Consider the following 15,302-nt stretch of genomic DNA (forward strand, 5'->3'; position numbering starts at 1 on the left):
GCTCTCAAGAATTCGCTTTGAATTTTTGATTCAAGTAAGCCAACCCCTCTTCCAGATCGAGCGCGGTCGACACGTCTACCATTGTCAATCCCAATTGGACCATCGAAAAAGCGACTTCTGGCTGGATGCCCACAATGACAGTCTCCGCTCCCCGCAGACGAATCATGTGTGCCACCTCCCGCAGGGTGCGGGAAGCAAACGAATCCATCACGTCCAGCGCTGTGACGTCAATAATTACCCCGCGAGAACGGGAGCGCACTACCTGGTGAATGAGCGCGGTACGAAGGTGGAGAATATCTGCGTCCGTCAGTGCCGCCTGGATGGTCGCAATGAGGACATCTCCCTGTTTTAAGATTGGAACTTCCACGCCAGCATTCTTCCTAGTTTGTTATGAAGCTCCCACAATCGGCACCACTTTATACCCAAGCAGGCGTTCGGCTTGCTCGATGCCACCCTGCAGGTCACCAACGGTGTTCATCTTGCCCAAGTCTACACCAATCTTCACGAGAGTTTGGGCGATTTCGGGCGAGAGGCCAGTGACGATCACCGTGGCGCCTAACAGCCGTGAAGCTTCGACCGTCTGCACCAGGTGATTGGCTACCGTGGCGTCCATGGCGGCCACGCCCGTGATATCAATAACCACCACTTTGGCGCGGTTGGTGCGGATGCCGCGCAGTAACTGCTCCGGCAACTGGCGGGCGCGCTGCGGGTCAATTACGCCGATGATGGGTAGAATGAGCAGCCGTTCGCGGACTTGAAGCACCGGGGTAGACAGTTCGCGAATGGCTTCCTGTTGCTGACGGATGACGCGCTCGCGCTCCTGTACGAAACCGACTGCCACTGTGTTGGCGATGCGGTTGGCGGCTGGCTCGTAGGCATCGAGGATACGATTGAGTTTGTTGAAGTCCGATCGATATTTGGCGAACAGTGAGCGGGCAAGCACGTCGCGCAACAGCAGCACGATCCCTACAACTTCGTGGGTTTCCACGCCTCGCGGAATGATGCGTTCCGACAGGTTGCGCGCGTAAGCTTGCAGGGTCTCAAAGGTTTCCGTTTCCAGCGCTTCAACATAGTTATCGTAAACCGTCGTTGCCTCGGCAAAGATTTCGTCCTTGCTCATCGCGGTGAGCAACTGTGCCTCAGTGATGCGCCGCGCCCACTCTTCGCGGAGTTGCGTGCGGTTCTGCCGCAAGTGGGCGACCAGTTCTCGGAGCAGTACAGAAATTGCCTCAGCTTGGTTCGCCCCTAAAGCGTAGTCCTCTGGCACGTCCTTGATTTCTCGATTACCGTCTTTTTGAGTCATTGGATTGCCTCCGGTTGCGCAATCGTCCTTGGGGCCGCTGCGCACGGATAAAGTCTCGTCTAACATTGAAGTCCTTAAACTATGACTGAAACCCTGAATTGGATATCAGGTGAATCCTGTAATTCTGGGTCAGGTTAAGCCTTTTGAAAGGTCCTTGGCAGCGGTTACAAACCGTAAAACAATCTTCCAGACTTCCTGCGCCTCGGCGAAACGGCTTCAAGTATTACTCCCCCACCCCCCATTACTTCAAGTAGTCCCCCATGGCGTAAGTCATTACAATCCAATGACATACAGGAGGACCAAGGGTACTGCCAGTAGTGGTCAGATATTTTACTTTGCTATAAAACTCCTACCCCACTCCCCTTAACCTTTGCGGTAAACAAAACGGGAGAACCGAGAACTGTGGCAACGGTTACGGATTTTCAAAGGGCCTTAAAGACCAAATCTGCATTCTTGAATGCCAGATACACTTCCAAGCTAATGATGATCCACAATGCCCGAAAAGATCAACAATGTGATACCACCTTGGTATTCTTCCTCGGAGACAACAAGCATACGGGCCTCAGTGCCAGATCAACTCCAACCAATCAAAACATGACCGGCACTTCTGGAATGCCCTATACTGGGCTCAGTTAGGGACCAGACACACAACTTTCGACGCGCGAGTAATGCCATTCACTCTGAACGAAAACTACTGGAAGCTGACGTCCATATTTGGCATATCCCTCTTGCGGCTGCTTCGCCTATAGTCGGAGGTTATACCTTGTTGTTGACTCCCGACGAGCAAGTGCGCGCTGCCCGCTTTCATTTTGAAATTGATCGCACGCGATTCGTGATCGCCCGAGCGCGTATGCGCATTCTGCTCGCATCTTATCTGGGCTGTGCTCCGGCTGCACTTGCTTTCAGTTACAATCCGCAGGGCAAGCCATATTTCACCGAATCCCCACTTTCATTCAATCTGTCTCATGCACATGAGAGGGCGCTCCTCGGCATTACCATGAATCGCGCCGTCGGGGTTGATGTTGAATACGTACGCGCTGATTTTGCTACTGAGGAGGTAGCGGAACGCTACTTCTCCGCCGACGAGCTTCGCGCTTTGCGCTCATTGCCGCGTGAGCAGCAAGCAACAGCTTTTTTTCACTGCTGGACGCAGAAAGAAGCCTATATCAAAGCTCGCGGCGAAGGACTCTCCATGCCCTTAGCGGATTTCACAGTGTGCTGCCAGGCAAACGAATGCGTGCGGCTCATCCATCACCAGGACCCGCGCGAGCAAGAACGATGGGAGCTGCGTAACATCCCTATTGCTGACGGCTATGTCTCCGCTATTGCAGTTGAAGGCCACAACCTGCGTTTCGAGTACTTTGATTGGAATGACAACAACGATGTGAGTGACGATGGGGAGAATTCTCGGTTCTTGTAAGAAATTTCTCTAACCCAGAAATTGGCGTTTGGTGAACACTATCGGCAAGGCATCGTTTCGTGTTTCAGACGGTGGCGTACGGAGCGACAGGTGCTGCTTGACATTTGGTCTATAGGGAATCTACCCCTCTTGGATTTACAGAAATCACAGCATTGCGAAATTGTTCCACTCCTACTATATCCATGTGAGGCAGCAGAACTGGTTTCCGCTGCCAAGCGTTGCCGGAGGCCAGCCTATGAAACCCACAAGCGTAAAACAGTTGTCAGTGAGAGGAGCCTTACTGGTTTTACTGTTATTGAGCTGCTTTTGCCCATCAGTCCTGGGGCAGGCTGCAGTGCAGGGTCAATGGAGCACGCTGCCTTATCTGATGCCCATCAATCCTGTTCACATGGCGCTCATGAATAACGGCTTGGTACTGGTGGTTTCGGGATCGGGCAACGTTCCTACAAATACCAGCTATGCGGCCGCAGTCTGGGACACACAAGCCGGCACCATCACCACGCAACCGTTAGGATGGGACATGTTCTGCAACGGAATGACGATATTGCCGGATGGGCGTCCATTCGTCGTGGGCGGCACGTTGCAATATGACCCCTTTTACGGACAGCTCAAAACGTCAGCTTTCGATCCAGCGACCGGGACTTTCACGGACTTGGAAAGCATGGCGCATGGGCGCTGGTATCCGACAGTCACAACACTGGGCGATGGCACGGTGATGACTTTTTCAGGTCTGGCCGATACCGGCGGCACAAACACGGCGGTGGAGATCTATACCGTCGGTTCGGGATGGAGCCAGGAATATCCAGCGCCCTGGACTCCGCCGCTTTATCCGCGCTTGCACCTGTTGCCGAATGGGACAGTTTTCTATTCGGGCTCCACAACCAGCTCGAGCATTTTTGATCCATCCACGCACACATGGACGGTAGGTGTAGCCCAGACCAATTACAGCGGCACGCGAACCTATGGCACATCTGTGCTGCTGCCGCTCACCCCGGACAGTGGGTACAAACCGGTGGTCATGATCATGGGCGGCGGGAATCCTGCAACTGCTACCACCGAAACGATTGATCTATCTTCCAGCACTCCGCAGTGGGTGTATGGACCTTCAATGTCGCAATCGCGAGTGGAGATGAATGCAACTATCTTGCCGAATGGTAAAGTGGTGGCCCTCGGCGGATCAGCACAAGATGAAGATGGATCAACCGCCAGCTTTAATACCGACCTTTATGACCCGGCCACGAACACCTTCAGCACCGGTGCACCCAATGCGTATCCGCGCCTGTATCACTCAAATGCTCTGCTGTTGCCCGATGCTACGGTCTTGGTGGCTGGCGGAAATCCGGCGCGAGGCACTTATGAACAGCACAACGAGATCTATTCACCACCTTATCTGTTCAACTCTGATGGCAGCTTGGCCACACGGCCAAGCATCACTGGCGTAACACCAACTCCGTTGACTTATGGCGGCGGCTTTCAAGTGCAAACACCGGACGCGGCCAACATCAGCTCAGTGGTTTTGATGCGGCCAGGCGCACCGACCCACGCATTTGACATGGAGCAGAGGCTGGTCGGGCTATCCTACACGGCTGGAAGCGGCGTATTGAACGTCACCGCGCCGCCGAATGGCAACATCGCACCTCCCGGCTACTACTTGCTATTTATCTTGAACTCGGCGGGAGTGCCGTCAGTCGCCACTTTTGTGCAGCTTTCGGCGTCGAGCGGTGTTCCGCCGACGGCCACGATTACGAGTCCCTCCTCAGATGTCTTCGTTAATCCGGGTCAATCTGCTTTCTTTTCCGGCACGGGGAGCGCTCCCAATGGAAGCATTACCAAATATTCCTGGACGTTTCCGGGCGGTGCTCCTTTTTCAAGTTCGCTTGCGACCCCTGGCAACGTGACCTATTCGACCCCGGGAAGCCATGTGGCTTCACTCACAGTGACGAACAACGCAGGACTCACCAACCAGAGCCCTGCTACGCGCACAATCACTGTACCTGACTTTTCACTGTCGGCCGCTCCTGCCTGGCAACTGGCGTTGCCAGGCGGGAGTGTCAGTTATAACGCCACTGTAACCGGAGGCACCGGGTTCACAGGGATGGTTACCTTCAGCGCCAGCGGGCTTCCATCGGGGGCCAGTGCAACCTTCAATCCCAGTTCCATAAGCGGCTCCGGCTCAACCACAATGAAGGTCTCAACTGGTCTACTCACGCTCCCAGGCAACTACCAGATCACCATCACCGGTAGCACTGGTGGGGCTGTCAGTCACAGCACCACCGTGACCATGGGACTACCTTAGGCCCGAAGTGATGCGATCAAGGAAAAGAAGCTATGCCCATCTCGCGCAGAAATCTTCTTAGCAAACTGGTGGCGACTGCTGTGACCGGCGCGGCCGTCCAGGCGTTGGGCGATTTATCGCTCGCCAACGCGTCCACTGCGCCTCGGATGAGCTCGACTACTGGGCCCATCTTCTTATGTTCCAACGAAAATGCCTATGGGCCATCGGAAAAAGTACTGGCCGCCATGCGGGAAGCTTCATCGGGCGGCAACCGGTATCCGCGCACGGAATACGATTCTCTGCTCAACAAGATTGCCGCTCTCCATCGAGTCAGGCCGGAACAGATTGTCCTGGGTTGCGGCTCCTCTGAAGTATTGCGCATAGCCGCAGCAGCGTTTCTTGGCCCCGGGAAAAGACTTGTCCAAGCGTCGCCGACATTCCCTTTGCCGGGTGAGTTTGCCCAAAGCGTCGGCGCTGAGGTCATCAGCGTTCCACTCAACAAGATGCACGAACACGACCTGGAGGCGATGCTCGCCCGCGTGGACGCATCCATCGGCTTGGTATACATATGTAACCCCAACAACCCGACGGGCACGCTGACTGCGCGAAAAGACATCGAAACCTTTGTCAGCAAACTCCCAGCAAAAACAATCGTGCTGATCGACGAGGCATATCATCATTTTGCCGGCGGAAGTTCGAGCTACGCTTCCTTTCTCGACCACCCTCTTGACGACGGCCGCGTAATGGTCGTCCGCACGTTCTCGAAAATTTACGGTCTCGCTGGAATGCGGGTTGGCTACGCAGTTGCCACCCCGGAGATCGCTCTCCGTCTCTCGAAAGACCGTCTGCGGCTTGGCGTTAGTGTAATTTCAGCAAAAGCCGCTGCCGCCGCTCTCGACGATTCACAGTACGTGCTCACAGCCGCGAAGCGAAATGCCAACGACCGCCAGGAGTTCATGAATCAGGTCAACGCTCGCATGCTTCGCGCCCTCGATTCGCAAACCAACTTCGTCATGCTTGATCCGCTGCGCCCTGTAGATCAGGTCCTCGGACACCTCAAGCAAAACAACATACTCGTTGCTCCGCCTATCCCGGCCATGAACAAATACATTTGTGTCTCTCTTGGGACACCAGCGGAGATGTTGGAATTCTGGCGTGTATGGGATTTGATGCCTCCTCAAAAAATGGCCATGTAACGCGCCCCGGAGCTTGTAGGCAGCGATTACACTCCCCACTCCCCACTCCCCACTCCCCGACGACATCCAAACTGTCGGAGCGTCAGCCCGGAGTGAGGGTGGTGTAAACTTTGTCTGCTTTTCGCACGGGGCTGGAATGCGCTTTAGGCATACATTCCTCGCCTTTGTTGAACGCTAGCTTGACCACAACAGGGCTCGGGGTATAGAAAGTGACTCTCGGTTACTAATTCAACAGCCAATGACTAGATTGATTTCCAGGATAATGTTTCGGGCAGGGTTGCTTCTGTGCCTTGTCCTGTCCTTCACTCAGACCTCGCTTAGCTACTCGGTCTTGACCCACGAAGAAATCGTTGACCTGCTTTGGGCAGACCATATCAAAAAGTTGCTATTGAAACGTTTCCCGGATGCCACCGAAGACCAACTGAGAGAGGCCCATGCTTATGCCTACGGCGGTTGCGTGATCCAGGACATGGGCTATTATCCGCTCGGCAGCAAGGAATTCAGTAATCTCGTTCATTACGTCCGCAGTGGAGATTTTGTAGTCACTTTGATTCACGATGCAACCGACATCAACGAATATGCCTTTGCCCTGGGGGCTCTTTCTCACTACGTGGCTGATAATGACGGCCATCCTACTGTCAATCATGCCGTGGGGGTGGAGTATCCCAATTTGCGCGCCAAATATGGCGATCAGGTGACCTATGGAGAGAATCCCACAGCCCACGTCAAGACGGAATTTGGTTTTGATGTTGTCGAGGTGGCCAAACATCGCTATCCGTCTGACGCTTACCATGATTTCATCGGCTTCAAGGTTGCCAAGCCGCTGCTGGAGCGCGCCTTCCGGGAGACCTACGGAATCGAGCTGACGGATGTTTTCGGCAACCTGGATCTCGCCATTGGCACTTATCGCCGTGCCGTCAGCAAAATTATTCCGGAGATGACCCGGGTGGCCTTGTTAAGCAAGCGAGCTGACATCGTGCATGATACGCCGAATTTTTCGGAAAAAAAGTTTCTCTATCGGATTTCCCGCACGGAATATGAAAAGGAGTGGGGCGCCGATTACAAAAAGCCCGGACGCGGCGCGAGAATACTGGCCTTTCTGTTCCGGCTCATCCCGAAAGTGGGGCCATTGAAGGCCATAGACTTCAAGATACCCACCACAGCAACCGAGGCGCTTTTTATCAAGAGCATTGATACTACGACCGATCAGTACCAGTCGCTGGTTGACGAATTACGCGTGGGCCCTATCCATTTGATCAATCGTGATTGCGATACCGGCAAGCCTACGCGGCCGGGGGAATACAAACTCACCGACGCAGCCTACGCGCAGCTTTTGCATCGTTTAACGCTGCGCAAGTTCGATTTGCTTACGCCAGAGCTGAAGGACAATATCACAAACTATTACTCCAATCTGAACGCTCCCTTGGCCACCAAGAAATCAAAAGACCAGTGGAAGATGACACTACAAGAACTTGACAACCTCAAAGCAGCGGCTCCAGTTGTATCGGTATTGCAACCAGCAATGCGCAACTGAAAAAAACTCAAAGCGGTAATGGGTAATCATCCCACTCAGTGGAAAAAATTACACAGTAGAGCTTCACACTTTGACCTCACATTTCCTTTTAATCACAGTCACTTAGCAGTTTGGCACGGATGGTGCTCCTCAGAAAGGCAGCAGTAGAACCAGGCTAATAGCCTCCACATAGGCGCCGCCACTCCCTCGACGCAATGAAAGGAGCTGTTCATGCTTTGGACTATTTTTGTTATTTTGTTGATCCTCTGGCTGCTAGGGGTAGTAAGTTCCTACACCCTCGGTGGATTCATTCACATTCTATTGGTGATTGCCATTGCGGTTGTCTTGATCCGCGTGATTCAAGGCCGCAGACCGGCATTGTGACAAGCGTACGCGCTTCTTCACGCGTCACCACTCTCAATAACTTGATGATGATTGATGAATAAGGAGGAGTCATGTCAATCCTGTTCAAGAAAGTGAGCATTTTAATCCTGATAAGCACGTTGGGGCTTGCAACTCAAGCCGTCAATGGCCAGAGTGCGGAGTCTGCCGAACAAAAAGCAAACTCAGCGCCAATTTACAAAGTCACTGTTGTCGCCCGCACCACGGATGCGATTAATTATCTTCACCACAGCGGAGCTACCAAAATTGATTTTCGCGGGACCGCGCTTCTTCCCGATGCACATGGAGAAGCGACCGTAGAAAGTAAACGCGGCCGTCTGGATATTGATACCCGCTTTGAAAAGCTGCAAGCGGCGACCATGTACGGACCGGAATATTTGACCTACGTACTCTGGGCAATTACGCCGGAAGGACGGGCAGAAAATCTTGGTGAAGTACTGTTGGATGAATCGAGAGGCAAACTTCACGTCACAACCGAGTTGCAAGCCTTTGGTTTGATCGTGACCGCCGAGCCTTATTTCGCCGTCACGCAGCCCAGTGATGTCGTAGTCATGGAAAACTTTGTGCGCTCTGATACCGCCGGCAAGATCGAGCAGATCAATGCCCGGTACGAACTGCTGGAGCGAGGCCAGTACACGTTGAATGCAAGCCCAAGAGACTTGCGGCCCATGGTCCTGAATTCCAAGACCCCGATTGAGCTCTATGAGGCACGCAATGCTCTCCAGATCGCCCGGTGGGCCGGCGCCGAAACCAATGCAAATAACAGCTATTCCAAGGCCCAACAGCTCTTGCAACAGGCCGAGGATTACCAAAACAGGAAGGCAGGTTATAAACCGGTTGCCATGGTTGCACGTGAAGCAGTTCAAACCGCTGAAGATGCCCGCATCATCAGCATGAAGAAAATGCAGGCAGATAGACTTGCAACCGCCCGAGAACGCGCCGATCAGGAAGCACAAGCGCGCGTCGCCGCTGAACAAAACCGGATCGAAGCTGAAAACCAACGCAGTCAAGCTGAAATCGCCAGGATTGCCGCCCAGACAGAGGCGCAAAAATCACAAGCCGAGGCCAATCAATCCAAGTTGGCAGCCGAAGAAGCTGCGCGCAAACAGCAGCAGGCGGAATCCGAAAAAGCCGCCCTGCGAGCGCGGCTCTTGCAGCAGTTAAATTCAGTCTTGCAAACACGAGATTCCGACAAAGGACTGGTCGTAACCATGGCCGACATCTTGTTTGAGTCTGGAAGTTGGAATTTGCGCGCTGGAACACGTGAAAAATTGGCGAGAGTTGCTGGAGTCATTTTGTCCTACCCGGGATTGAACCTGAAAATCGAAGGACATACCGACGGTGTTGGTGGTGATGCATACAATCAACAGCTCTCTGAAAAACGCGCGGCGGTAGTCCGTGATTATCTTGTTCAGCAAGGGGTCTCGCTGAACTCCGTGGCGGCCGTCGGATATGGCAAAACCCAACCGATGGCTTCGAACGATACAGCAGAAGGAAGACGGCAAAACAGGCGGGTTGACCTCATTGTTTCAGGTGAGGTAATCGGGACCAACCTTTCATCTGCGCAATCAGAATGACGATCCAAAGTTTCCTGCTCCTGTTGCCCAAGCAGCAGGAGCAGGAAATCAACACTCTTAATACATCAGCAACCAGAAGGAGCTATTCATGAAACGTAATAAATGGATATCAATGATCTTGAGCGTTTTTATGTTGCTGGGAATTTCCCAGGCAGCTACAGACCGCTCGAACGAAATTAAACGGATAGAGTCTGCAGCCACGGTGATGGATGAAATCATGGCCGCGCCTGATAAGGGAATTCCCGAGGACGTTTTGAGTTCCGCAACGTGCGTGGCGGTGGTGCCCTCCATGATCAAGGGGGGATTCATTGTGGGAGCAGACTATGGCAAGGGTGTAGCCACCTGCCGTACTGAATCAGGATGGAGTGCGCCGGCCCCGTTCGTTGTTGGCGGTGGCAGCCTCGGCTTCCAGATCGGCGGTGAAGCTGTGGACCTGGTCATGCTGGTGATGAATGAGAAAGGCATGCGCCAATTACTCTCCAGCAAATTCAAGCTGGGGGCCGATGCTTCCGTGGCGGCTGGGCCCGTTGGCCGGCGTGCAGAGGGCAACACAGACTGGAAGATGCGTGCTGAAGTTTTGACCTATTCACGCGCACGTGGCATTTTTGCAGGCATTTCCCTGAACGGCGCGGTCATCAAGCAGGATAACGATGATACCCGGGCCCTTTATGGGAAGCCCACATCATTCAGCGCGATTCTCAAGGGGCAAATAGCGGCTCCGGTTGGTTCTGAGCCCTTCCTTACGGCCATCACAAAGTACGCAGCTCAGGCAAGAAAAGAAGCTGCCTCGGAGAGCAACGCCGGCAGAGATCCGCAAACCGCAAGTAACACCACTACCAATCAGCCCCGCATGCTGACTGCGGGCGAAGCCAAAGGCCAGATAGAAGAAAAGCTGCGTACCGAACCGGGACTGGATAGCAAACAAGTCCAAGTCTCACTGACCGACAAAACAGTGGAGCTGTCGGGATCGGTTCCCACCAACAATGACCGGCAGAAGGCCATTCGTATTGCGCAATCTTTTGCTGGAGACAGACAGGTGGAAGACCATCTAACAATCCAAAGCCAATGATGATCCGAAGAAATGGAGTCCTGATTGAGTTGGTTTGAACGCGTGAAGAAAATATAGAGGAGAATGCGATGCAAATACTTATTCATACGAAAGCAAATCTTTTCATAAGAAGGTTATTGACCGGAGCCACAATGGCTGCCGTGTTCATGTTCGTAGGTACGCCTCGCGTAGCCGCCGACGATGACGATTGCCAGAGGCGCACTGCTTATGCAGACCACAAACTCCACGAAGCCATTGAGGACCACGGATACAACAGCCGGCAGGCAGAGCATTGGCGCCATGAATTGCACGAGGCGCGGGAACGCTGCTGGAAAGTGCGCCTGCAATGGTGGGACGAGGATGAACACCGCTGGCATCATGACCACGATTGGGATGACCACGACCACCACCATGACCACGACCGCGACCGTGACTGATCACAATTCGGAGGACTAACCACATCGGCGCAGCAGGGTCCCGCTGCGCCGAGCGTGCCTAGTCGGAACCAAAACATACGCGCGAGCTAAGGCGACAATATGAGAACCCGCCACATTGTGGTGACGAAAGAGAGCCGATGATATATCGCACCAGAATAACCGGGCTACTACGCACTTTTCTTTTCACGGTAGCTATCATCATAATTGTTATTCTTCCAATGGCGTCCACCTTCCCGCAGTCGGCGAGTGAAGCCTCATCCGCCCCGGAAGAAGAGATCGTCCCGTTCCTGAACCAGACGGTTATCTGGTATCGGCAATTGACTGCGCAACAGCAACTGGTTAGCGAGGGCAGCGAGATCATGTTTTTTAATGACAATCGCCAGGTTGCCGACCAAGTGGTGCGGCTTTCTTTTGACTTCGCCCGGGAACGCGCACAGGTGCTCTCCAGCCAGAGAGGCTCCCTTTCTCCGAACTTAGCAGTCTCCGTCTCGTCGCAGTATCAGAAGCTGGCCGAGATGGCGGACAAGGTTGACGAGCAGGTGAAGAAATCGCAGCAGGAACTGTACGGGATGCGCCAGCGGCTAGACAGCGCCACTGGGAGCAAGCGCCGTGCGCTGCAGGCGACGATTGCGGAAACAGAAAGCGAATTGGAACTCTTTCAGGCGCGGAGCGACGCTATACACAGCATGCTCCAGGTCAGTGGTGGGAACGAGGCCAGCGGCCTGGGCGCCGGAACTCTGCAAGCGCAGATCGAGGAACTGGCGCGAACCGTACCCGCAGTGGCGGAAACAGCCAAAGAGCCAGGAACAGCGGCCAATTCGTCTTCCGGCAGTTCCGCTACCTCCGTCGCTTTGGCTTCCCAGGAGCACCGGGCAGGACCTGCCGGTGTTCTCGCTCTGATCTCTGATTTGTTTTCGCTGCGGCGCAAGATCGGGGCGTTGGATGACAACCTCCGCCTCACGGATTCGCTTGCCCAGTCGGCCAAAGCGTTGCGCGCCCCTCTGGGAGCGAAGATAAGCGAACTCACCCAAAAGGGCGACGCGATCGCGGCGCAACCTGACTCAACCGACCCTGCTGTGCTGGCCCAGCAAAGGAAAGACCTGGACGAGCTGACGTCGCAGTACAAACAGCTCTCCGCCGCACTACTCCCGCTGGGCAAGCAGTCCATTTTGCTCGACCTGTACAAGCGCAGCTCCGTCAACTGGCGCAATGCGGTAGAAAGCCAATATGAGACTGAACTCAAGGGGCTGCTGCTGCGGCTGGCGGGACTAGCCGTGATCCTGGGCGTGGTTCTGGGGATTTCCGAGCTGTGGCGCCGCGCCACTTTCCGTTACGTCACCGACGCCCGCCGCCGTTACCAGTTCCTGCTGCTGCGCCGGATCGTCTTATGGTGCCTGATGGCCATCATTATTGCCATCGCATTTGCCAGCGAGCTTGGCGCTATCACCACGTTCGCCGGGCTTCTGACCGCCGGCATCGCTGTGGCCCTGCAAAATGTAATCCTCTCGGTGGCCGGCTACTTCTTTCTAATTGGAAAGTACGGCGTCCGTGTGGGTGACCGCGTGCAAGTCGCTGGGATCACCGGAGACGTGGTCGATATCGGCCTGGTGCGCCTGCACCTGATGGAAGTTACCGGCGGGACAGGTCCGCGGCCTACGGGCCGGGTCGTGGCCTTCTCCAATTCGGTGGTCTTTCAGGCCAACGCCGGGATGTTCAAACAGATTCCGGGAACAAATTTCCTCTGGCATGAAGTCACACTCACAATCGGCCCAGAGAGCAACTATCGGCAAGTGGAGCAGCGCATGCTGGATGCGGTGAACAAAGTCCTCTCTGAGTATCACGAGAAAATGGAGACGCAGCGCCGCAACATGGAGCGGACTCTGTACTCGGTCCGCAGCAGTTCCTTTGATCCGGAGAGCCGACTGCGCATTACCCAGTCCGGTCTTGAGGTAGTGATCCGCTATCCGGTGGAGCTGGGCAACGCCGCCGAGATTGATGATCGCATCACCCGTGAGTTGCTCGAGACCATTGGGCGCGAACCCAAGCTGCGGCTTGTGGGCACACAAATCGAGGCGCAATCGGCGTAGGCAAGCCTGCCCGGCGTCAAGGCGGCACAGTTTTTTATTCCGTTTGGCCGCACGTTTTGAAGGAGGACATCGTGAACTGGAAAAAGATCATCGTTGGGCTCTTCGCAGTTGTCATCACGTTGGTTGTGGGCATTCCCATCAGCATGTTGATACTGGTGAACCACAGTCAGGCGTTTCGCCAGGGAGTTCTGGCGGACGTGGAACGCAGCATCTACGAATCCACCGGGGCGCGTGTCGCGGTCCGCGACTTCAGCCTGGGTCTCTTCCCGCTCAACCTGGACCTTTACGGTGTGGTGGTGCACGGCAACGAGCCAGAGTTCGGCCAGCCTTTTCTGCATGCCGACCACATGAGCGCCGGGATCAACATTGACTCGCTCTCGGGCGGCAAATGGAATCTGCGCGGCGTGGTTATCGATCACCCCGTTGTCCACCTGTTCGTGAACGAGGCCGGCGAGAGCAATCTGCCCCAACCAGAAAAGAGAAGCAGGAGCGTAACCGATAATTTTGACCTGGCCATCCAGGAGCTTTTGCTCCACGACTCCGAGGTTTACTGTAACGGTAAGAAGATTTTGCTCGATGCTAAGCTGCACAAAGTGCAGTTGACCGCCGATTTTGACAACAGCGTGAAGCGTTATCACGGCGTCCTGAGTTACGCCGATGGAGAAATCAAATACGGCGACTACGCTCCCGCGGTCCATGACCTTGAGTTGACCTTTGAGGCATCGGCAGGAAAGTTTACTGTGGACCATCTGGCCCTGGTGGCGGGGAACTCGAAGGCTGTGGTTACAGGGTCGGTGGAAGACTACAACAATCCCTTAGTGCGGGCCACGTATGACGCCCAACTGGCAACCAGTGATGTTGCTCCTATCCTGAAGGCCGCTTCGCGTGCCTCGGGAGTGATCCACCTGACCGGATCGCTGAGTTATCGCCGCGATCCCAGTTCTCCTGCCGTAAAGACAGTTTCGCTCAGCGGGACCGTCAGCAGCAGCGACCTTGCAATTACGACGCCGGGGTTTCGCACGGAAGTGCGCGATTTTGATGCCAAGTACAAATTGGCCGGAGGCAATGCAGAAGTGGAAAATATTCACGCCCAGGTGTTAGGTGGAAGACTTGTTGGTAGCTTGTCGATCCACGATCTCACCGGCGCCTCCAACGCCAAGCTGCAGGCAAGGCTCAAGAACGCTTCGCTGGAACAACTCCAAGCCGCTAGACGACAGGACGCACTGCCGGATGCGCACTTGAGCGGCATCATCAATGCTGACGCTGAAGCCACCTGGAGCAAGACCCTGCAAGATCTCGTAGCCCACGGCAACGCAACCCTGGAAGGCGTATTGGGACAAGCCCCATCCACGCCGCTGCATGGGGCGGTCCACGCAGACTACACGGCTGCGGGCCAGCAAGTAGCGTTGCGCCAGAGCTACATTCGGACACAGCAGACCTCCATCACGCTGGACGGCAAAGTAAGCGAGGATTCTCAACTACAGGTGGCATTGCGCTCGGGCAACCTGCATGAACTGGAGCTGCTGGCCGAGAACTTCAGGACCGCGCCTTCCGGGCAAACCGCGCAAAAGCTCGATTTGTACGGCACAGCATCATTTAGCGGATTCGTCTCCGGCCCTGCCAACGTGCCGCAGCTCAAGGGGCAATTGGAGGCGCACAATCTGCGCGTGAAAGGAACCTACTGGAAACTACTACGCACCGACATCGATGCCAGTCCTTCTTCGCTCAGCTTCAGCAACGGCGACCTGGAAGCCGCAACCCAAGGCCAGACCGGCTTCTCCGACTCTGCAAGTCCGATCAACCTGGAGGTCTCCGCCTCACGGTTTGCCGGTATCAAAAACTGGCGGCACTGAAAACCGCAGCTTGGGCGCCCACTCCTGGCGCGAGCCACAAATACGGGACTTGTGCTGCGACCTGCTGATCGATCGCATAGCTTCTCTTCACGATTCAATCAACACCCGGCAACAGAGTTAGAGAATCTACCCCTCTTGGATTGATAAATCACCGGATTGCGCGGGTATACTGGACGAGGTCCATCTGCTCG

The 15,302-nt window shown here is 54.8% G+C and carries 12 protein-coding genes; 10 read left to right on the top strand and 2 right to left on the bottom strand.

The window, feature by feature from the left end; genetic code table 11:
- Positions 1-4: 4 nt before the first annotated feature.
- Both VK738_09770 and VK738_09775 read right to left on the bottom strand, forming a co-directional pair.
- On the bottom strand, positions 5-367 hold the full coding sequence (locus VK738_09770; GenBank protein ID HTD22929.1) for an STAS domain-containing protein: 363 nt from the start codon (positions 365-367) through the stop codon (positions 5-7).
- 21 nt (positions 368-388) lie between these two features.
- Positions 389-1,303, bottom strand: a complete 915-nt coding sequence (locus tag VK738_09775; protein HTD22930.1) for an STAS domain-containing protein — start codon at positions 1,301-1,303, stop codon at positions 389-391.
- Positions 1,304-2,066: 763 nt separating this feature from the next.
- Between VK738_09775 and VK738_09780 the strand changes: the two genes are divergently transcribed.
- The 10 genes from VK738_09780 to VK738_09825 all read left to right on the top strand — a co-directional run bounded on the left by VK738_09780 (position 2,067) and on the right by VK738_09825 (position 15,111).
- Positions 2,067-2,723 carry a 4'-phosphopantetheinyl transferase superfamily protein gene (locus tag VK738_09780; GenBank protein ID HTD22931.1) on the top strand — a complete coding sequence of 219 codons (657 nt, stop codon included), beginning with the start codon at positions 2,067-2,069 and terminating at the stop codon, positions 2,721-2,723.
- Positions 2,724-3,057: 334 nt separating this feature from the next.
- Complete coding sequence (locus VK738_09785) at positions 3,058-5,019, top strand: galactose oxidase-like domain-containing protein (GenBank protein HTD22932.1); 1,962 nt, start codon at positions 3,058-3,060, stop codon at positions 5,017-5,019.
- Between the two features lie 32 nt (positions 5,020-5,051).
- The gene (locus tag VK738_09790; protein ID HTD22933.1) at positions 5,052-6,194 is read left to right on the top strand and encodes a histidinol-phosphate transaminase; all 1,143 of its coding nucleotides are present in this window, start codon (positions 5,052-5,054) and stop codon (positions 6,192-6,194) included.
- Positions 6,195-6,456: 262 nt separating this feature from the next.
- A complete protein-coding gene (locus tag VK738_09795) occupies positions 6,457-7,728 on the top strand; it encodes a zinc dependent phospholipase C family protein (protein ID HTD22934.1) in 1,272 nt (423 codons plus the stop codon).
- A gap of 210 nt (positions 7,729-7,938) precedes the next feature.
- On the top strand, positions 7,939-8,091 hold the full coding sequence (locus VK738_09800) for a lmo0937 family membrane protein (GenBank protein ID HTD22935.1): 153 nt from the start codon (positions 7,939-7,941) through the stop codon (positions 8,089-8,091).
- 71 nt (positions 8,092-8,162) lie between these two features.
- Positions 8,163-9,686: an OmpA family protein gene (locus VK738_09805; GenBank protein ID HTD22936.1), complete on the top strand. Its 1,524-nt coding sequence runs from the start codon at positions 8,163-8,165 to the stop codon at positions 9,684-9,686.
- 88 nt (positions 9,687-9,774) lie between these two features.
- On the top strand, positions 9,775-10,755 hold the full coding sequence (locus VK738_09810) for a YSC84-related protein (GenBank protein ID HTD22937.1): 981 nt from the start codon (positions 9,775-9,777) through the stop codon (positions 10,753-10,755).
- 131 nt (positions 10,756-10,886) lie between these two features.
- The gene (locus tag VK738_09815; GenBank protein HTD22938.1) at positions 10,887-11,171 is read left to right on the top strand and encodes a hypothetical protein; all 285 of its coding nucleotides are present in this window, start codon (positions 10,887-10,889) and stop codon (positions 11,169-11,171) included.
- Between the two features lie 218 nt (positions 11,172-11,389).
- Positions 11,390-13,258: a mechanosensitive ion channel domain-containing protein gene (locus VK738_09820; protein ID HTD22939.1), complete on the top strand. Its 1,869-nt coding sequence runs from the start codon at positions 11,390-11,392 to the stop codon at positions 13,256-13,258.
- A 71-nt stretch (positions 13,259-13,329) separates the two neighbouring features.
- Positions 13,330-15,111 (top strand): hypothetical protein, encoded by a 1,782-nt coding sequence (locus tag VK738_09825; protein HTD22940.1) that lies wholly within the window; start codon positions 13,330-13,332, stop codon positions 15,109-15,111.
- The last annotated feature ends 191 nt before the right edge of the window (positions 15,112-15,302 follow it).

This window comes from Terriglobales bacterium, from assembly GCA_035487355.1.
Classification (GTDB): domain Bacteria; phylum Acidobacteriota; class Terriglobia; order Terriglobales; family Acidobacteriaceae; genus QIAW01.